Raw genomic sequence first — 16,705 nt, 5'->3', positions numbered from 1 at the left:
AGGAAGTGATCAGATCGGATCAGAGGGAGCGAAGCAGCCGCTTCAGTCGCATCAGTCCATCGTTGATCGTCTCATCCGCTACGGCACAGGAGAGTCGAATGCAGCGGTCATCGCCGAAGGCCAGGCCCGGAACCACGGCCAGGCCTTCCTGTTCCAAGGCTTGCCGGCAGAACTCCAACGAATCGGGCACGCCGTCCGGCAGGCGGGGGAAGGCGTAGAAGGCCCCTTGAGGGGGCGTCAGGGTGATGCCCTCCAGAGCCTGCAGCCCTTCAGTGAGCAGAGTTCGGCGGCGGTTGTAGCTGATGGCCATCTCGCGGACGCAATCTCTGGGCGCTTCGATCGCCGCAATGGCACCCCGTTGAGCAAAGCTGCACACATTGCTGGTGCTCTGGCTCTGCAGGGCTGAAGCAGCCTTGATCACAGCAGCATCACCAGCCAGATAACCGAGGCGCCAGCCGGTCATCGCCCAGCCTTTGGCAAAACCGTTCACGGTGAAGCAGCGCGAGCGGATCTCTTCGGCAATGGCCGCAAAGCTGCAGTGCTGCTGACCATCGGCCAGGAGATATTCATAGATCTCATCGCTCATCACCATCAGCTGGGGGTGACGGGCCACCAGCGATGCCAGGGCCTCCATTTCGGCCCGTGTCATCACCTGGCCGCTGGGGTTGCCAGGGGAATTGATGACCAGCAGTCGGCTGCGTGGGGTGATCTGCTGCTCCAGTAGAGCGAGGTCGAGACGGAAGCCTTCCTCCGCTTTGGTGGGGATGATCCTCGTGCTCGCCCCGGCCAGGGCCGCCATCTCGGGATAGCTCAGCCAGTAGGGCGCCGGCACCAGAACTTCGTCGCCGGGATTGAGCAGCACCTGGAACAGGTTGTAGATGGCTTGCTTGCCACCGTTGGTGACCAGCACCTGCTCGGGCTGGGTTGGAATCCCGTTTTCGACGCTCAGTTTGTGGGCCAGAGCAGCACGCAGATCGGGGTCTCCCGCGGCGGGGCCGTAGCGGGTGAAGCCGGATCCCAGAGCATGCTGAGCCGCTTCAACGATGAATGCAGGCGTCGCAAAGTCCGGCTCACCGGCACTGAGGCTGCAGATGTCCTTGCCGCTGTCGCGCAGTGCTTTGGCCTTGGCGCTGATCTCTAGCGTCAGCGACGGTTTGAGGGCGACAGCCCGGTCGGAAAGTTCTGGCGGGCGCGGCATCGGTAACGCACCTCCCCGCGGTGCGTTTAAAACGTCATCATCCTGCCGCAGATGGTGTCGCAGACAACCTTGATTTCTCAGCGCCCATGAATGTGATACAGATCAGCTGGGTCTTGGCCGCAGAGGACATCGCCAGATTGGCGACGTTCTACAGCGAGCTGTTTCAAGCCACGTTGAAGCCTGGGCTGGCGGAGCACCACTGCATCGTTCAGTTCAGCGATGGCACCCAGCTGGAGATCTACAGGCCCTCACGCCGGCGCTCTTTTCCAGCCCGAGGGCGAGCGCTGGCGCCCTGCTTGCGGCTCTCCCCATCGCAGCAACCCCTACCTGAACTGCAACGGCTGCTCAGCAACGCCCTGAAGCGTGGTGGATCGCTCCTCGAGGAGGAGCGGCTTGAGCCCTTTGGTGCTGAGGCCTGGATCCAAGATCCGGAGGGCAATCCCCTGTTGCTCCTGGCCCCCCTGGAATCTGTTTCTCCGATGTCATGATTTTCTCCAGCCTGGAGGCCTGCAGTTCTTGCGCTGCCTGTGATCTGGCCAGCACGCGCCAGACCGTCGTGATCAGCCGCGGCAACCCCAAGGCGGATCTGATGCTGATCGGTGAAGCCCCCGGAGCTCAGGAAGATGCTCAGGGGGTTCCATTTGTCGGGCGTTCAGGACGTGCCCTCGATCAACTGCTGCGGGATGTGGATCTGGATCCCGAGCATGACCTCTACATCTGCAACGCAATCAAATGCCGGCCGCCCAACAACCGACGGCCGAAAAAGGCTGAGTTGGCCGCCTGCCGGGCCTGGCTTGACCTGCAACTGGAGACCGTTGATCCCACGGTGATCGTGCTCACGGGAGCCACCGCTGTGGAGGCCATCCTTGGCATCAAGGGGGGCATGACCCAGCTTCGTGGTCAGTGGCAGAGCTGGAATGGACGGGCGGTGATGCCGATTTTTCACCCCTCCTATCTGCTACGCAATCCCTCCAAAGCAGCCGGCGCGCCCCTGGATCTGACACGGCAGGATCTCGACGCGGTTCGGCGCAGGCTGTGCGAACGTTGACGCGCTTCACCACCGGCCCCATGACTGCCCTGGATCGGCGCTACGACACCCAGATCCACCGCCGTGTGACCCGCACTGTGATGGTGGGTGATGTGCCCGTGGGCAGCGAGCACCCGATCGTGGTGCAGTCGATGATCAACGAGGACACCCTCGATATCGAGGCTGCTGTAGCCGGCATCATCCGCCTGGCGGAAGCGGGCAGTGAGATCGTGCGGGTGACGACTCCCTCGATGGCCCACGCCAAAGCGATGGGACAGATTCGTCAGGAGCTTCGTCAGCGCGGCTGCACCGTTCCCCTGGTGGCGGATGTTCACCACAACGGCGTCAAGATCGCCCTGGAGGTCGCCCAGCACGTCGACAAAGTCCGGATCAATCCCGGCCTGTTCATTTTTGATAAGCCAGATCCGAACCGCCAGGAATTCAGCCCCGAGGAATTTGCCGCCATCGGTCAGCGCATCCGTGAGACGTTCGAGCCCTTGGTGACCCTGCTGCGGGATCAGAACAAGGCGCTTCGAATCGGTGTGAACCATGGCTCCCTGGCGGAGCGGATGCTGTTCACCTACGGCGACACCCCTGAGGGGATGGTCGAGTCAGCGATGGAATTCGTGCGCATCTGCCATGAGCTTGATTTCCACAACATCGTGATTTCGATGAAGGCCTCGCGGGCTCCGGTAATGCTCGCGGCATACCGCTTGATGGCGGACACCATGGACAAGGAAGGTTTCAATTACCCACTCCACCTGGGCGTGACCGAAGCCGGTGATGGTGATTACGGCCGGATCAAGAGCACCGCAGGCATCGCCACACTGCTGGCCGATGGATTGGGAGACACCCTCCGGGTCTCACTGACGGAGGCCCCTGAAAAGGAAATCCCCGTCTGCTACTCGATTCTTCAATCCCTGGGTCTGCGCAAGACCATGGTCGAGTACGTCGCCTGCCCCAGCTGCGGTCGCACCCTGTTCAATCTCGAGGAGGTGTTGCATAAGGTGCGCAACGCCACATCCCACCTCACAGGTCTGGACATTGCCGTGATGGGTTGCATCGTCAATGGTCCCGGCGAGATGGCTGACGCCGATTACGGCTACGTCGGTAAAACCCCGGGTGTGATTTCGCTGTATCGCGGCCGTGATGAAATCCGCAAGGTGCCTGAAGCTGAGGGCGTTGAAGCCCTCATCCAGTTGATCAAAGAGGACGGTCGCTGGGTGGAGCCCGCCTGATCTCGTTAGTCTGAAGAATCAGTCCTGAAGGGCCATGGTTCGGAGTCAGCGCCTGCGTTCTTTGGTTCGGTCGACTCCGTTGCTGTTGATGCTGGGGGTTGGTGGTGTGGTCACCGCCCTGGGCATCAGCTCGCCGGGTCTTTCCCTGCCATCGGCCTCCGGCGGATCGATTCACGACAGCCCCAAGGAGGTGATTGATCAGGTCTGGCAGATCGTTTATCGCGATTATCTGGATTCCACGGGCTCCTACGACGAAAGAACGTGGCGCCAGTTGCGGAGCAATCTGCTGCGCAAGTCCTACGGGGGCAGCGCCGAGTCCTACGAGGCGATCCGGGGCATGCTGGCCAGCCTTGATGACCCCTACACGCGTTTCCTTGATCCGAAGGAGTTCAAGGAGATGCAGATCGACACCTCCGGAGAATTGATGGGCGTGGGGATCCAGCTCAGTCTCGACAATGACACGAAAGAGCTGATTGTTGTCTCTCCGATTGAGGGCACCCCTGCATCCCGTGCGGGCGTTCAGCCCAAGGATGTGATCGTTTCCATCGATGGTGCCTCGACTAAAGGCATGACCACCGAGGACGCCGTCAAGTTGATCCGTGGTCCGGAAGGCACCGATGTGGTGCTGGGACTCAGGCGCCAGGGTCAGGTGCTGGATGTGCCCTTGAAACGGGCGCGCATTGAGATTCATGCCGTGAAGGCGATGCTCAACACGGCGCCCAATGGCCGCAAGGTGGGCTACATCCGTCTCAAGCAATTCAATGCCAACGCCACGCGTGAGATGCGTGCGGCCATCAAGGATCTGGAATCACAGGCTGCTGAGGGCTACGTGCTGGATCTACGCAGCAATCCCGGCGGCTTGCTTGAGGCCAGTGTGGACATCGCCCGCCAATGGCTCAATGAAGGCACCATCGTCAGCACCCGAACCCGCGAGGGCATTCGCGATGTGAGGCGCGCCACAGGCAGTGCGATCACCGACAAACCCCTGGTGGTATTGATTGATCAGGGATCCGCCAGTGCCAGCGAAATTCTTTCAGGGGCACTTCAGGACAATTCCCGTGCCCAACTCGTTGGACAGAAGACCTTCGGCAAAGGGCTTGTCCAGGCCGTTCGCGGATTGGCCGATGGATCCGGTCTGACGGTCACCATCGCGAAGTATCTGACACCCAAGGGAACCGATATTCACAAGAACGGAATCCAACCGGACATCGAAGCGGCGATGTCGAAGCAAGAGGTCAAAAACTTCTCGGTTGAAGACCTGGGAACCCAAAAAGACAGTCAATACCGGACGGCTGAGGGGACCCTGATGAACAAATTGAAGAAGATTCAGGCAGGCACGACCTATAAACCCGGCCAAGCCAATCTCAGCTACGCGCTGCAGTAACTCAGGAGATTGGCTGCATCAGTCCGCCGCCGCCACCACCGTTGGAGTCGTCATCGTCTGAAGCGCCGGGCTGGAACAGGGCATACACACCAAGCGCAGTGGCACAGAAAACGCCGCTGATCAGTTCCAGAGAGACGCCACCAGCACCGATCTCGACGAATTCACCCATGTCCAACGGATTTCGCTTGAACCAATGTAACGAAGAATTGCGTGGTTGGTAACGTTTTTCTCAGAATTGGGTTCAGGCTTCAGACCTGAACCACCTCTGCATTCTTGGCACGCAGCTCCTCCTGCCGCTGTGACTCCGTTTTGCCATCGGCATCGGGAATCTGGGCTGCCATCAGACGCAGCCATTCCATCAGCTGTTCCAGTTGCTTCTCCATGGGGAGAACACCAAGACCGCGGGCCATCACCTTGTGCTGGATGCCGCTGCCGGCCTGATACACCAAACGACCATGCAGATGCTGGGGCAATCCCTGGCGCAGCAAACGGAACGCCGGTTCCTCCATGGGAGTTTCGAGCACGATGTTGGGCTTTTCCGGTTTGATCCTGGAGAAGCCGCACCGCTTCGCCAGCAGTTTGAGCTCCATCAGACGCAGAAGCGACACCACGGCAGCCGGCAGCGCTCCGTAGCGATCGGCCCAACCCGCAGCCAGCTCAACCAGGGCCTCCGCGGTGAGGCAGTCGGCGGCAGCCCGGTAGGCCGCGATCTTCTCATCCGGATCAGTGATCCAGTCCGCAGGCACGAAGGCCGTGACGGGGAGGTCCACCTGGGTGTCTTCAACGCTGGGGATGTCTTGACCCTGAATTTCCGCCAGGGATTCCTGCAGCATTTCCATGTAGAGGTCAAAGCCGATGGTTTCCATCTGGCCGCTCTGCTGCACGCCGAGGAGATTTCCGACCCCACGGATCTCCATATCCCGCATGGCGAGCTGGTATCCACTGCCCAGTTGGGCGAACTCCTGAATGGCGCGCAGCCGCTGACGAGCGGTGTCGCTCAGCGATGCGTTGCCCGGATAGAACAACCAGGCATGGGCCTGAATCCCACTGCGACCGACCCGCCCCCGCAATTGGTACAGCTGGGCCAGGCCAAAACGGTGCGCGTCCTCAATCAGGATCGTGTTGACGCGAGGAATGTCCAGGCCGCTTTCCACAATCGTGGTGCAGAGCATCACGTCGGCTTCACCGGCGTTGAACGCCACCATGGCGTTCTCCAGTTCGCCCTCGGCCATCTGACCGTGAGCCACCAAAAGCTTCAGGCCTGGCAGCATTTCCTGTAGGCCTGCAGCCACCTCCTCGATTCCTTCCACCCGGGGAACCACATAAAACACCTGGCCCCCACGATCCAGTTCCTGGCGGATGGCGCTGCGCACCGCCTCCGGATCCAGAGAAGCCAGATGCGTCTTGATCGGACGGCGCAATGGCGGTGGTGTAGTGATCAGGCTCATCTCCCGCACCCCCGAAAGGCTCATGTAGAGCGTTCTGGGAATCGGCGTTGCCGACAGGGTCAACACGTCAACGCCCTTCCGCAGCACTTTGATCTTTTCCTTCTGATTCACACCGAAGCGCTGTTCTTCATCCACCACCAACAGACCAAGCTCTTGGAACGACGCTCCTTTGCTGAGCAACTGGTGGGTTCCCACCACGGCGTCTATGGTTCCCTGCTTCAGGCCATCGAGAATGGATTTGCGTTCCGACGCCGTTCGGAAACGATTCAGCAGAGCCACCTTGATCGGATATGGCGCGAAGCGTTCCGAGAGCGTGCGCCAGTGCTGCTGAGCCAACACCGTGGTTGGGGCCAGCATCGCCACTTGCTTTCCAGCGGTAATGGCTTTGAAGATGGCGCGGATCGCAACTTCGGTCTTGCCGAAGCCAACATCCCCGCACACCAGTCGGTCCATCGGCTCCTGCCGTTCCATATCCCGCTTCACGTCGGCCGTTGCCTTCAGTTGATCCGGCGTCGGGTCATAGGGGAACGACTCCTCCAATTCCACCTGCCAGGGGCCGTCGGAGGGGAAGGCAAAGCCTGCGGCCTGTTGCCGTTCTGCGTAGAGCTTCACCAGATCGAGGGCTACCTTGCGAACCGCCTTCTTGGCCCGTTCCTTGGCCTTGTTCCAGGCCGTGCCACCCATACGGTTGAGCTGCGGGGGTGTTTCACTCGTGGCCCGATAACGGCCCAGGCTGCCGAGTTGATCGGCGGCAACCCGAAGGATTCCATCGGCGTACTGCACCACGAGGTAGTCGCGGATGTCGCCTGACATCGCGAGTTTTTCCATGGCTTTGAAGCGGCCGATGCCATGGTTCCGATGCACCACGAAATCGCCCGGGCGCATCTTGTTGGGATCCACCGTGCGACTCGCGGCCTTGCGGCGACGGCGCACGTAGCCACTGGAACTGAGGCTCTGCTGGCCAAAGAATTCACGGTCGGTGACCAGGGCAATCCGCCAAGCCGGCAGCTGCAAACCCTCAAGTTCTGCCGTGCCCCTCACCTTCAGGGCGACGGGGGTGTTCTGCTCAATTAGACGGGAAATGGCATTGCTGTCTCCCGCGTTGGGCACAAACCGACTGATGCAGTCGTGCTCCTCCAGCAGAGCAACCGCTCGGCTGGGTTGTGCAGACACCAACCAAACCGCCGTGCGCTCGGTTTGAAATCCCTTGATCAGTTCCCCGAGTTTTCCGAATTGGTTGGGGTAGGCCGCAACAGGGCGGCTGGCGAGGTCAAAGCTGTTGGGGTGCTCGTCGACTTCGAGCAGTTCTGCCATGTCAAAGCCATGGAAGACCTCCGTCAGGGCATAGGCGGATTCAATCTCACGGTGCAGAACCGCTGGCCAGAGCCGATCACGATCGCCCTCGTCCAGACCCGCCTCAGCAGCCATGTCGTGGTGATGTTCCTCCACATGGCTGAGCCACTGTTGTCCGTGGGCCGACCCCTGGCGTCGCTCATCGATCACCACTGTTGTGGTGTCCGGCAGGTAGTCGAGAAGCGAGGCGGGTTGCTCCCAGGCGAGCCCCATCAGCCGGCGCATGCCTTCCGGGGTCCCGCCGTTCAAAAGCTGCTCTGTGCCCTCGCTACCAAGCAATTGCTCCAGTCCATCGGGCATCGTCTCCCTGAGCTGGTCCGCAATCAGAGGCCCAAACCCTGTTGGTGTGAGTCGAAGCGCATCGACGGGGTCCAGTGAGCGTTGGCTGGCGGGATCGAATTCCCGCAGCTTGTCGAGCTCCTCTCCGAAGAATTCGAGTCGAACAGGCAGCTCACTGCTCACCGGGAAGATGTCGACGATGTCGCCGCGACGGCTCCAGCTCCCCTCCTGCTCAATGGTGGTGACCCGCTCGTAGCCAAGTTGGGCCAGCGTCTCGCCCAGTGCCTCTAGATCAACTTCATCCCCTTTTCGCAAGGTGCGCGTTTTTGTTTTCAGAACATCCGGCGGGGGGAGATGGGGCTGCAAACAACGTTCCGTGGCCACGATGGCCCAGGACGCCGCGTTGGGTTCCCCCAGCAGGTCACTCAGAACCTGAAGTTGCCCCCAGGTGATTTCACTTGTGGGATCGAAGGGTTCATAGGGAGAGCCTTCGCTGGTGGGGTACAGGCTGGCCTGACTCCATCCCATTAATTCCAACAGCGCTGTCCAGCGTCCCGCTTCCTCAAGCGTTGGCACCACCACGAGCAGAGGTGCGTCCCGCCGCTGTGAGAGCGCGCTGGCCACCAGAGCTCGGCTGCAACGACCAGCCCCGCGCATCAGCAAACGTTCGGGGCGGCTTGAGCGCTCATCAAGCTCACCGGTGAGTGCAGTTTCCTGCAACTTGGTCACCAGGGAACGGAGCGGCATGGAGCAGGCCTCGGCAATCCATGATCTTCGCAATAAGGTGCCTGCAGCTGCGTGTCACCGGTCGATGCCGCGCTACCGCTGCCCCTCCTGCTGTTGCGGCCCGGCATTGGTGTTGCATCCACCCAAGGGGGTTGTTCCGCTCTGCTCCAGCTGCGCGACACCGTTGCAGCGTCAGCCCCTGGTCCGGCCCATTCCGCTGCTGGTGTTGCTGACTGTGGGCGGCGTGCTGGTTGCTTCCTCGGTCCCCATCCTGTTCACCCCCGAACCAACCCCCAGCTCAAGGCGCGAAAAACTGGCCTAAGGCGGGGTTTTCGGTTCAATACGTCGGTATTGGTGCCTTCATGACCCTCGGCCGTTTTCTGATTTTCTTCGTGATCGGGCTTGTGCTCGCCCTCACCATTCCTCAGTTGACCTGGTTGCTTTGGCCCCTGGCAGTTTCTGCGCTTTTTGTTGTTGTTCAACTGATCCGCTCCTGAATTCCGGTGCGTTTAAGGCCGAACCGGCGCTCAAGACAACCAGCAGGCATCCACAGAAAAGGTGAGCACGTCGTGGGCATCCCCATGGTCTCCCGACGTAATGGCAACACAGGCCAGCTGACCGTCGTCAAAACAAGTTTTCGACTTGAGCACAAATTTGGCGGCGTCACTGTGGGACCAGACCGCTAGACCCTGCTGTTTGGCTTCGTCGTTGTAGATGTCCCAGAGCTCTGAGAAACGTTCTGCCTCTGGACCCTGCAGAAATTCATTGAGGGCTTCATCCGCACCAACTTCACGGAAGCGATCCAGAAACGACCGCATCAAGGGATCATCGATCACGTTGCTGGTGGCGATGGCACCAGTGATGCCGCGCACTGAGGTTCTAACAACCCGGTTGGGTGCGCTTCGGGCATCAATGATGACGACGGGGCATTGGAGATCCCAAGTGCTGCGATTTCTGAGTTCACGACCTGCTTCGGACATGTCATCCCGAAGCTCATTGATCAGCTGCCGTACAACAAGGGTGGGGTCATCCATGACTGACCTTATCGCAAGTGCAGCTGGTGAATTTGCCAGGTTAAAGATTCAAAACGTTGATATATCAGGTGACATTCAGGCCAAAAATGCTCGCTAGGAGCATCCGCCTCAGCTGGTTATCGATTCCTCGCGGTTTGGTCAATCGGCTTGGTCTAAAACGCGTTCACGGGATTGCAAGCCTCAAATGATTTATCTGCACTGAAAAGCATGCTGTACAATTCTTCCAGAGAAAGCAAGATCCATCACAACGGCAATATCTTCTAAGACATCAAGCCAGAAGTCTGATTATTTGGCAAAAGCTGCGGAGTACTACTCACGAGCCAAGCAATTGATTGAAGTCGATCAAGACTGGCAGGCTTCGGGCTCCATGATCCTCAAAGCGCTTGCCGAGGAGAGGAAGTCTGAAAATACTGGTCTTCAGGTGATGAATGTGATCAAGTATCAAAAACCTAAAACGAAGCTGGAGTTCAACCTCCGCAGTTGAGTTATCAGCTAGGCAACCCCTCACGACAGAACTCCGATCTCATTACCGCCCCATAGGGGCCATTCCCCCCTTCAGGAAAGAAGCGGAGGGAACGACCGGGCTGCACAGAGTGTGTAGACGATTCACCCTGCTGCAATCGGCATGGACGCCGTATCAGTCCCTGCCGCAAACCCGTTGTAAGCCACTAGCCCTGACCATTCCTGAGTGTTAGTGCTTATTTGGCCTGGCTGAGCGTCTGCTCCTCCAGCAGCATGTTGAACTGCAGCAGCTGTTCATCACTGAGTTGTTGACGACTGGTCGCCCCCAGTTGTTGTTGGAGAAAGGTCCTGGCTTGATCGGAGCTCCAGCCCAGCTGCTTCAACATGGCATCTCCTTGTTGAAGCAGATCACCACGACGGATGGGTGCTGGTGCGGTGGACGCGTCGTCGTTGGCTTGGATCAACTTCAACTGACGCAGATAGGCCACCAGATCGGCATAGCGCGTGAGCTTGTGGCGGCTGCCGAGCGCGAAGGCCCGGGTCAAATACTCCTGCTCCTGCTCTCGAGACCAACCAATGCGTCTGATTTCCATATCGATGGCGGTCAGCTCATCACTCCAGTCGTCAGGATCCGTTGGTGTTTCAGAGGGGGTGTTGTCAGCAGGTGTGGCTGGGACCTGATGGGTGGCAGGGGGGTGTGGAGCAGACGAGGGCTGGGTCTGCTCAATTTTTCTCGGCCGCTCCACGGGCACCTGCTTCGGATTTGGCTCATCCACCTGGGGGGCTTCAGGGCGAGCTGAATTCACGGGCTGTTGTGGCCCCTCAGTGGACCCCAGCCTGGAGTTCAGGCGTCGCAACGCTCTCTCCTCAGCCTCTTCAGCAGTGGCGGCTTCACCAAGGGCGCTGCCCTGCAGAGAACCGTCGAGCCAGGCCTCGACCCGCACGATGCATCTCAGGGTGTCGACGTGACACAGCTCGGCCCGGATCTGCATCGCAATGGAACAGCGCTTGCACTTTCTAGGCTGCCGCGATGGACATCACTTCGCTTCCCTCACTGTCGGATTTCTTCGAAGGTGCCGATCAATGGGGTGAGGTTTTGGCCCTGCTGCCTGTTCTGGTACTGCTGGAGCTGATCCTGTCGGCTGACAATGCCGTGGCCCTCGCGGCCATCGCCCGCAGCAGCCGCCAACCGGAGCGGGAAGGCCTTGCCCTCAACCTGGGCATTGGCATTGCACTGGTCTTGCGGATCGCCTTGATCGTTGTGGCCCAGTGGGTGTTGCAAAACGCCTGGGTGCAACTCCTCGCTGCGGCCTATCTGGTTTGGCTGGTGGTTGATCACTTCAACAACCGATCAGGCGATGATGCCGAGTCCAGCGAAGGACATGAATCCAACGGTCTGTCTCGCCCTTTTCTGAACACGGTTTTACTGCTGGCTTTCACAGATCTGGCCTTCTCCATCGATAGCGTCGCCGCAGCCGTGGCCATCAGTGATCAGATTGTGTTGATCAGCACAGGTGCCTTCATCGGCATCGTGGCACTGCGTTTTACATCCGCCCTGTTCATCCGCTGGCTTGATCTGTATCCACGGCTTGAAACGGCTGGGTTTCTCGCCGTTGCTTTCGTGGCGCTGCGCTTGATTGTTCATGTTGTCGTGCCCAGCCTCAATCAACCCGATTGGCTCACCTTGGTGGTGGTGCTGTTGCTGTTTGCCTGGGGAATGTCGATCCGCAGCAAGGAACTTGATCAGGACGAAGGCCATGCTTGTTGAACTTCGCCATATCAGTGGAGACCGTTTGCTCCATCGCGTTGATCTTGAGGATCCGCCACAACCGGGGCGATGGCTTGTTGTGGAACAGCAATCCTTCCTCGTGATGCAACGTCGTCACCGTTACGCCCTTCGCAACGGTCGCTATGTGATGGCCTCAGTGGCCCTGTTGGTGAAACCCCAGACGCGTCCCGCCGATGCAACACCCTGGAGACATGTCTGGGTTATCGGTGATCCCAATTGCCGTTTCAATGCCCGTAGTCCTTTGCTCCGCTGTGCTGTGTGGCCGGAAGGCCCCTGCGAGAACTGCAGCCACCGTGAACTTCGCTGATTGATGAAACCGGACTGGCTCACTGGGCGACTCTGTGCTGGTCATGGCGTCGCCTCCGGAACAAGCAACGATTCACCGTATCCGGATGGCACGATTCGAATGCAATTCCCCGTGTTCCAGTCCTTAGGGTTGGACCTATCGGACTGTTACTCCGGCACGCTGAATCTCGACTTTGCCCCCCTCGAGGTTTCACTTTCAAATCCAGATCACCTGTTTGAAAAGGTGCGATGGACCGACCTCCACCCCCCCGAAACGTTCTCGTTCTGGAGTGTTCAGATCAAGACGCCCCAAAGTGAGGTTGTGAACGGCTGGATTTATTACCCCCACCCCGAAACAAAGTTGCGCCATTGGCAACCGCCGACAACGTTGGAATTGCTTGCACCGCGATTATGCGGAGTGGAAACAGGCAGCACCATTCATCTCTGTGATCAAGGCCAACGGATCAAACTCATCGATACGGTTCGCTTGCGCGCAAGGTTGCTGGAATTTCTCAAATTCAGAGTGCTGGCCTCGCAGCAAACATTTTTTGAAGCCGACACCCTGTTGAAGCGCCAACAATGGCTCTCGACGATGTTTCCGGAAGCTCTTCAGCTTTCCGAGCAGGCTCTCGATCGGGTTTGGTCTCAAGCGCGGATGTTATACACGGAATCCTGAATCAACCTTCGCCCAATCGATCTCCGGGAGTGGCGTTGAGTTGCTGCAACAGAACGGGGGCTGTGCTGCGTGCTTTCCCTTCAAGCTGTGCCTCCCGGATCAGAAGGGGGCAGCCTGAACTGCTCACCACAAGCCCCAGATCTTCAATCACTGCAAGGATCGTCCCTGGGGGATGCCCGCCGGTGGGCCATTGGCCCAAGAGGTTGCATCCCTCAGGACTGAGTTGATCCTGCAGGCGCTCGATCAACGGCTCCGTGCGCAACACCTTCAGGCGTTTGCCCTGCCACTGGGTGAACGCTCCGGGATGAAGCCCCATCACCTTGCGATGAATGCTGAGAGCAGGGGCAGACCAATCCAATTGGAAATCCTGCTTCTCGAGCATGCGGGCATAGGTCGACCCCTCGGCCTGAACCCGCACGTTGAGCCTTGCCAATCTCTCGTCTTCTGGACCCGGTCCCGCCGCTTCAATCAGTGGCATCGCCTGAACCATCAGCTCTGCAGTGAGAGCACTGAGCCGTTCGGCCAAGGCGATGGAAGGTTCCAGCAGCTGGATCGGGGTGCGTTGCTCGAGCAGAACCGGACCAGTATCGAGCCCTTCTTCCATGGCCATGATCCCCACACCCGTTTCCTGATCCCCTTCGAGCAGGGACCACTGGATGGGACCAGCACCGCGCCAACGCGGTAGTAGTGATCCGTGGCCGTTCCAGCAGCCCAGGGGAGGCTGCTCCAACACATCCTTGGGAAGGATCTGTCCGAAGGCCACGACCACCGAGGCATCAGCACCGAGTGCAGCGAGCTTGGCTTTGCAATCGTCATCCCGACGGATCCGTTCAGGGGTGAACACAGGAAGACCGAGTTCTTCCGCCCTCGCCTTCACCGGTGATGGAACCAGCTGTTTGCCTCGACCCCGCCGACGATCCGGCTGCGTGACGACCCCAACGATGGTGTGGCCCGCATCATGCAGTGCATTAAGGGTTGGCACCGCATAGACCGGTGTCCCCCAGAACAGAATCTTCAACGTCAGGCTTCGCCGGTGATGGAGAGTCCATCCACCCAAACATGAGGGGAAACGCCTCGGTGGGTGATTTCAGAATCAGCTTCCAGATGAGCAATGCCGTTGAGAACAGAGCGGATGTCACCGGCAACCGTTGCTGCTTCAACGGAAACCCGTTCGCCGTTGTTCACCAACCATCCATCGAAGGGCAAGGAGAAGGACCCCTGGGTGGCTTTCACACCGGCGTGAAGCGCTGACAGATCCTCAATCAGCACGAAGGGGCCTGACTCGGTTCGGTGGTTGAGGCTGTTACCGCTGCTCACCTGCGGGTTGGAACCAACCACGAACCAGTCTGGACCCACCGAAACCTTGGCGCCAAGTCCAGCGTGGCCTGTGGGTTGAACACCAAAGGCTCGGGCCGTGGCTTCCGAGTGAAGGAAATTCAGCAGGGTTCCGCCCTCAATCAAGGAGAGACGTCGGGTTGGTGTTCCCTCTCCATCGAAGGCTGCCGCACTGATGTGTCCGGGGTGGAGGCCGTCATCGTGGAGGTTGAAGAAGGGAACCGCCACATCGGATCCAATCGAATCCCGCTGGCTCAAGCTCACCCCATCGAGCACCGAACGCGCATTGAACATGCTGCTGAAGGCACCAAGCAGTGAGAGAAAGGCCTCGGGGGTGAAGCAAACCCGGTACCTCCCGGTTTCGATCGGTCGATAATCCAGATGGCTGACGGTGCGATCAACGGCCTCGCTGATGCAGCCTTGAACATCCAGTTCGCTGCTGCCAAGACCCAAACGAACAGCACCTCCACTGCGGGGCTTACGACCTGTTTCCTCAGCCCTTGCGTAGAGATACAGGCTGGCTTGGGTGCGCTCCATCTGGCGCAGTGCTCCCTCACTGTTGAGATAGAGGCTCTGGGACAGGGATTCCGCCAGTCCGTTGTAGGGGACGGTCTGGATCGCGGGGTGACGACCCAACAGATCGGCTTCCGCATCCCGAAGGGTGTCCAGCAGGGGGAGGATTCCTTGGCGAGGTTGAAGTGGTCGATCGAGCTCGGGGAGTGGAGCTGTGGCCAGGGGGGAGAACTCAGGGATGTCCTCGGGATTGCCAAAACGGCTGGCCGTATGGGCTCCCACCAGGGCTTGCTCCAAGCCGCTATGGGAGAGGTCGGTGGTGCTGGTGATACCTACCAGGCCATCGCTGTTCCAAACCCGGACGGTGATGGAGCTCCGCTGCGATGCCTTGAGTTGTTTGGCTTCACCACGATCCACCTGAACGGAGCAATCGTCACTGCAGGCGGCACCAAGATCCCAACGACGAATGCCTTCGCGCGAGGCGAGGGTCTGAAGGCGATCCCTGAGATCCGAGGCGTTGAGGCTGTTGTTGCTGCTCATCATCAACGGCCCCCCACCGTGATCGAATCAACTTTGATGTGGGGTTGGCCCACGGTGACGAACACACTTCCACTCACGGATCCGCAGAACCCGGCAGCCAGTTCCAGATCGTTGGCGCACATCGAAATGCGTGGCATCACCTCCTTGGCATCACCGATCAACGTCGCCCCTTTCACCGGTTTGGTGAGTTTGCCGTTCTCAATCAGATACCCCTCTTCAACGGAGAAATTGAACTGACCTGTCGGGCCGACGCTTCCCCCACCCATGGCCTTGCAGTACAGGCCTTGATCGACGGATTCAATCAACTGTTCAGGGGTATGCGGACCGGCGTCGATGAAGGTGTTTCGCATCCGGCTCGCAGCTGCAAAGGCATGGCTCTGACGTCGGCCGCTTCCGGTGCGTTTGTGGCCCGTGCGCAGTTCACCGGCCCGGTCACTGATGAAGCGTTGGAGCACCCCGTCTTTGATCAGCACGGTGCGCTCAGGTTCCATCCCTTCGTCATCCATCGAGATGGAACCGAAGGATCCACCACTCAACCCTTCATCGATGGCGGTGACTGCAGGGTGAGCGATCAGTTCACCAACCCGATCCGCGAAGGGCGTGGTGCCCCGTTCAATCTGGGTTGTTTCGAGCAGGTGACCGCAGGCCTCGTGGAAAATCACGCCACCAAACCGGTTGGCGAGAACAGCCGGCATCTGTCCGGCATCCACGTAGTCGGCCCGCAACATCGTTCCAGCGCTGTTGCACACTTCAGCTGCACTGGCTTCGGCATCCCAGTCGCGAAGATCGTCCGGACGATCGGAACTGCCATAGCGGCGGCCAATGCTGGATCGGTGATCGCCGTCGGCGGCAAGAACGGATAGACCTGTGGACTGATGCAGGCGGATGTCGCGGGCAAAAGTGCCATCGGATGCAGCCACCAGCACTTCCTGCCAGTCGCGGGCGTAACTGCCACGGCGCACCTGCAAGTGCTGACCAAGACGATTGAGATGGTCTGTGCCTTTGAGCAGGCACTGGCTGGCCTGATCCAGGGAGGGACAGCGTTCCAACCAGTCGGCTTTGTTCAAGCCGTGGTCGGTCAGCTTCTTCAACCCATCGAAAGCTGAAGGGGACGTGAGCTGTTGCGCCTCGAGACCGAGCATGGCGAGGGCCTGATCGAGGGCGCGCTGGAGGCCGGCTTCGCTGAGATCGTTGGTGCTGACGAAGCCATCACGGCCATCACGGAACACCCTGAGGCCAGCTCCACGGGCGAACGACGGATTCACACTGGTGATCCGATCCTGTTCGGCAAGCAAACCGATGTGGTCGGTGCGCTCAAGAAACACCTCCACCAGGTCGGCTCCTGCGGAGCTGCCACGGTGCAGCAAGGACTCCAAGAGTCCTTGCCACTGATTCGAAAAGGCGTTGGTCAAGAAATC

18 protein-coding genes are annotated in these 16,705 nt (G+C 59.5%); 10 read left to right on the top strand and 8 right to left on the bottom strand.

Going from position 1 to position 16,705, the window contains the following annotated elements; translation table 11 throughout:
• Positions 1-19 precede the first annotated feature (19 nt).
• Positions 20-1,198: a pyridoxal phosphate-dependent aminotransferase gene (locus tag DXY04_RS10865; RefSeq protein WP_115162068.1), complete on the bottom strand. Its 1,179-nt coding sequence runs from the start codon at positions 1,196-1,198 to the stop codon at positions 20-22.
• A gap of 113 nt (positions 1,199-1,311) precedes the next feature.
• On the opposite strand from DXY04_RS10865, the gene DXY04_RS10860 reads away from it, so the two are divergent.
• From DXY04_RS10860 to DXY04_RS10845, 4 genes are read left to right on the top strand one after another with little or no spacing between them, the layout of a single operon-like run.
• Positions 1,312-1,686 (top strand): VOC family protein, encoded by a 375-nt coding sequence (locus DXY04_RS10860; RefSeq protein ID WP_244278666.1) that lies wholly within the window; start codon positions 1,312-1,314, stop codon positions 1,684-1,686.
• Positions 1,683-2,246, top strand: coding sequence for a uracil-DNA glycosylase (locus tag DXY04_RS10855; RefSeq protein ID WP_115162066.1), 564 nt, complete (start codon positions 1,683-1,685; stop codon positions 2,244-2,246). Before DXY04_RS10860 ends, DXY04_RS10855 begins: the two co-directional genes overlap by 4 nt.
• Positions 2,247-2,266: 20 nt before the next feature.
• Positions 2,267-3,463: a (E)-4-hydroxy-3-methylbut-2-enyl-diphosphate synthase gene (ispG, locus tag DXY04_RS10850; protein WP_115162065.1), complete on the top strand. Its 1,197-nt coding sequence runs from the start codon at positions 2,267-2,269 to the stop codon at positions 3,461-3,463.
• Between the two features lie 34 nt (positions 3,464-3,497).
• Entirely contained in the window at positions 3,498-4,847 is a 1,350-nt protein-coding gene (locus DXY04_RS10845) for a S41 family peptidase (RefSeq protein WP_115162064.1), read from the top strand.
• Between the two features lies 1 nt (position 4,848).
• Here DXY04_RS10845 and DXY04_RS12295 read toward each other — a convergent pair whose 3' ends face one another.
• Positions 4,849-5,016 carry a hypothetical protein gene (locus tag DXY04_RS12295; RefSeq protein WP_006849887.1) on the bottom strand — a complete coding sequence of 56 codons (168 nt, stop codon included), beginning with the start codon at positions 5,014-5,016 and terminating at the stop codon, positions 4,849-4,851.
• A 79-nt stretch (positions 5,017-5,095) separates the two neighbouring features.
• Positions 5,096-8,674, bottom strand: a complete 3,579-nt coding sequence (gene mfd / locus DXY04_RS10840) for a transcription-repair coupling factor (RefSeq protein WP_115162063.1) — start codon at positions 8,672-8,674, stop codon at positions 5,096-5,098.
• Between the two features lie 64 nt (positions 8,675-8,738).
• Between mfd and DXY04_RS10835 the strand changes: the two genes are divergently transcribed.
• Together DXY04_RS10835 and DXY04_RS12585 are read left to right on the top strand one after the other, a co-directional pair.
• Entirely contained in the window at positions 8,739-8,975 is a 237-nt protein-coding gene (locus DXY04_RS10835; protein ID WP_115162246.1) for a hypothetical protein, read from the top strand.
• A gap of 40 nt (positions 8,976-9,015) precedes the next feature.
• Complete coding sequence (locus DXY04_RS12585) at positions 9,016-9,150, top strand: hypothetical protein (protein ID WP_256377351.1); 135 nt, start codon at positions 9,016-9,018, stop codon at positions 9,148-9,150.
• Positions 9,151-9,180: 30 nt separating this feature from the next.
• Here DXY04_RS12585 and DXY04_RS10830 read toward each other — a convergent pair whose 3' ends face one another.
• Positions 9,181-9,687: a hypothetical protein gene (locus DXY04_RS10830; protein ID WP_115162062.1), complete on the bottom strand. Its 507-nt coding sequence runs from the start codon at positions 9,685-9,687 to the stop codon at positions 9,181-9,183.
• A 289-nt stretch (positions 9,688-9,976) separates the two neighbouring features.
• On the opposite strand from DXY04_RS10830, the gene DXY04_RS10825 reads away from it, so the two are divergent.
• Positions 9,977-10,171 (top strand): hypothetical protein, encoded by a 195-nt coding sequence (locus DXY04_RS10825; RefSeq protein ID WP_115162061.1) that lies wholly within the window; start codon positions 9,977-9,979, stop codon positions 10,169-10,171.
• A gap of 214 nt (positions 10,172-10,385) precedes the next feature.
• Here DXY04_RS10825 and DXY04_RS10820 read toward each other — a convergent pair whose 3' ends face one another.
• A complete protein-coding gene (locus DXY04_RS10820) occupies positions 10,386-11,141 on the bottom strand; it encodes a hypothetical protein (protein ID WP_115162060.1) in 756 nt (251 codons plus the stop codon).
• A 38-nt stretch (positions 11,142-11,179) separates the two neighbouring features.
• On the opposite strand from DXY04_RS10820, the gene DXY04_RS10815 reads away from it, so the two are divergent.
• The 3 genes from DXY04_RS10815 to DXY04_RS12290 are packed head-to-tail and all read left to right on the top strand — an operon-like array spanning position 11,180 to position 12,899.
• Positions 11,180-11,917 carry a DUF475 domain-containing protein gene (locus DXY04_RS10815; RefSeq protein ID WP_115162059.1) on the top strand — a complete coding sequence of 246 codons (738 nt, stop codon included), beginning with the start codon at positions 11,180-11,182 and terminating at the stop codon, positions 11,915-11,917.
• On the top strand, positions 11,907-12,245 hold the full coding sequence (locus tag DXY04_RS10810; protein ID WP_115162058.1) for a DUF6464 family protein: 339 nt from the start codon (positions 11,907-11,909) through the stop codon (positions 12,243-12,245). The genes DXY04_RS10815 and DXY04_RS10810 overlap by 11 nt, the downstream gene beginning before the upstream one ends.
• 3 nt (positions 12,246-12,248) lie before the next feature.
• Positions 12,249-12,899 carry a hypothetical protein gene (locus tag DXY04_RS12290; RefSeq protein WP_170951411.1) on the top strand — a complete coding sequence of 217 codons (651 nt, stop codon included), beginning with the start codon at positions 12,249-12,251 and terminating at the stop codon, positions 12,897-12,899.
• 1 nt (position 12,900) lies between these two features.
• Here the strand turns inward: DXY04_RS12290 and fmt are convergent, their stop codons facing one another.
• The 3 genes from fmt to DXY04_RS10790 are packed head-to-tail and all read right to left on the bottom strand — an operon-like array spanning position 12,901 to position 16,699.
• Complete coding sequence (gene fmt, locus DXY04_RS10800; RefSeq protein ID WP_115162057.1) at positions 12,901-13,917, bottom strand: methionyl-tRNA formyltransferase; 1,017 nt, start codon at positions 13,915-13,917, stop codon at positions 12,901-12,903.
• 2 nt (positions 13,918-13,919) lie between these two features.
• The gene (locus tag DXY04_RS10795; RefSeq protein WP_115162056.1) at positions 13,920-15,290 is read right to left on the bottom strand and encodes a TldD/PmbA family protein; all 1,371 of its coding nucleotides are present in this window, start codon (positions 15,288-15,290) and stop codon (positions 13,920-13,922) included.
• Positions 15,290-16,699, bottom strand: a complete 1,410-nt coding sequence (locus DXY04_RS10790; protein WP_115162055.1) for a TldD/PmbA family protein — start codon at positions 16,697-16,699, stop codon at positions 15,290-15,292. The genes DXY04_RS10795 and DXY04_RS10790 overlap by 1 nt, the downstream gene beginning before the upstream one ends.
• Positions 16,700-16,705: the final 6 nt, after the last annotated feature.

The organism is Synechococcus sp. UW86 (genome assembly GCF_900474085.1).
GTDB lineage: Bacteria > Cyanobacteriota > Cyanobacteriia > PCC-6307 > Cyanobiaceae > Parasynechococcus.
Note: the sequence above shows the minus strand (reverse complement) of the source record. Positions and strands in the feature narration are given on the sequence as shown.

What these genes read in the sequence shown, in the direction of transcription:
- DXY04_RS10865 (WP_115162068.1), bottom strand. Translation starts at nt 1,198, where the DNA reads ATGCCGCGCCCGCCAGAACTTTCCGACCGGGCTGTCGCCCTCAAACCG.
- DXY04_RS10795 (WP_115162056.1), bottom strand. Translation starts at nt 15,290, where the DNA reads ATGATGAGCAGCAACAACAGCCTCAACGCCTCGGATCTCAGGGATCGC.
- mfd (WP_115162063.1), bottom strand. Translation starts at nt 8,674, where the DNA reads ATGCCGCTCCGTTCCCTGGTGACCAAGTTGCAGGAAACTGCACTCACC.
- DXY04_RS10815 (WP_115162059.1), top strand. Translation starts at nt 11,180, where the DNA reads ATGGACATCACTTCGCTTCCCTCACTGTCGGATTTCTTCGAAGGTGCC.
- DXY04_RS10835 (WP_115162246.1), top strand. Translation starts at nt 8,739, where the DNA reads ATGCCGCGCTACCGCTGCCCCTCCTGCTGTTGCGGCCCGGCATTGGTG.
- DXY04_RS10810 (WP_115162058.1), top strand. Translation starts at nt 11,907, where the DNA reads ATGCTTGTTGAACTTCGCCATATCAGTGGAGACCGTTTGCTCCATCGC.
- DXY04_RS10830 (WP_115162062.1), bottom strand. Translation starts at nt 9,687, where the DNA reads ATGGATGACCCCACCCTTGTTGTACGGCAGCTGATCAATGAGCTTCGG.
- DXY04_RS12295 (WP_006849887.1), bottom strand. Translation starts at nt 5,016, where the DNA reads ATGGGTGAATTCGTCGAGATCGGTGCTGGTGGCGTCTCTCTGGAACTG.
- DXY04_RS10855 (WP_115162066.1), top strand. Translation starts at nt 1,683, where the DNA reads ATGATTTTCTCCAGCCTGGAGGCCTGCAGTTCTTGCGCTGCCTGTGAT.
- DXY04_RS10820 (WP_115162060.1), bottom strand. Translation starts at nt 11,141, where the DNA reads ATGCAGATCCGGGCCGAGCTGTGTCACGTCGACACCCTGAGATGCATC.
- ispG (WP_115162065.1), top strand. Translation starts at nt 2,267, where the DNA reads ATGACTGCCCTGGATCGGCGCTACGACACCCAGATCCACCGCCGTGTG.
- DXY04_RS12290 (WP_170951411.1), top strand. Translation starts at nt 12,249, where the DNA reads ATGAAACCGGACTGGCTCACTGGGCGACTCTGTGCTGGTCATGGCGTC.
- DXY04_RS12585 (WP_256377351.1), top strand. Translation starts at nt 9,016, where the DNA reads ATGACCCTCGGCCGTTTTCTGATTTTCTTCGTGATCGGGCTTGTGCTC.
- DXY04_RS10845 (WP_115162064.1), top strand. Translation starts at nt 3,498, where the DNA reads ATGGTTCGGAGTCAGCGCCTGCGTTCTTTGGTTCGGTCGACTCCGTTG.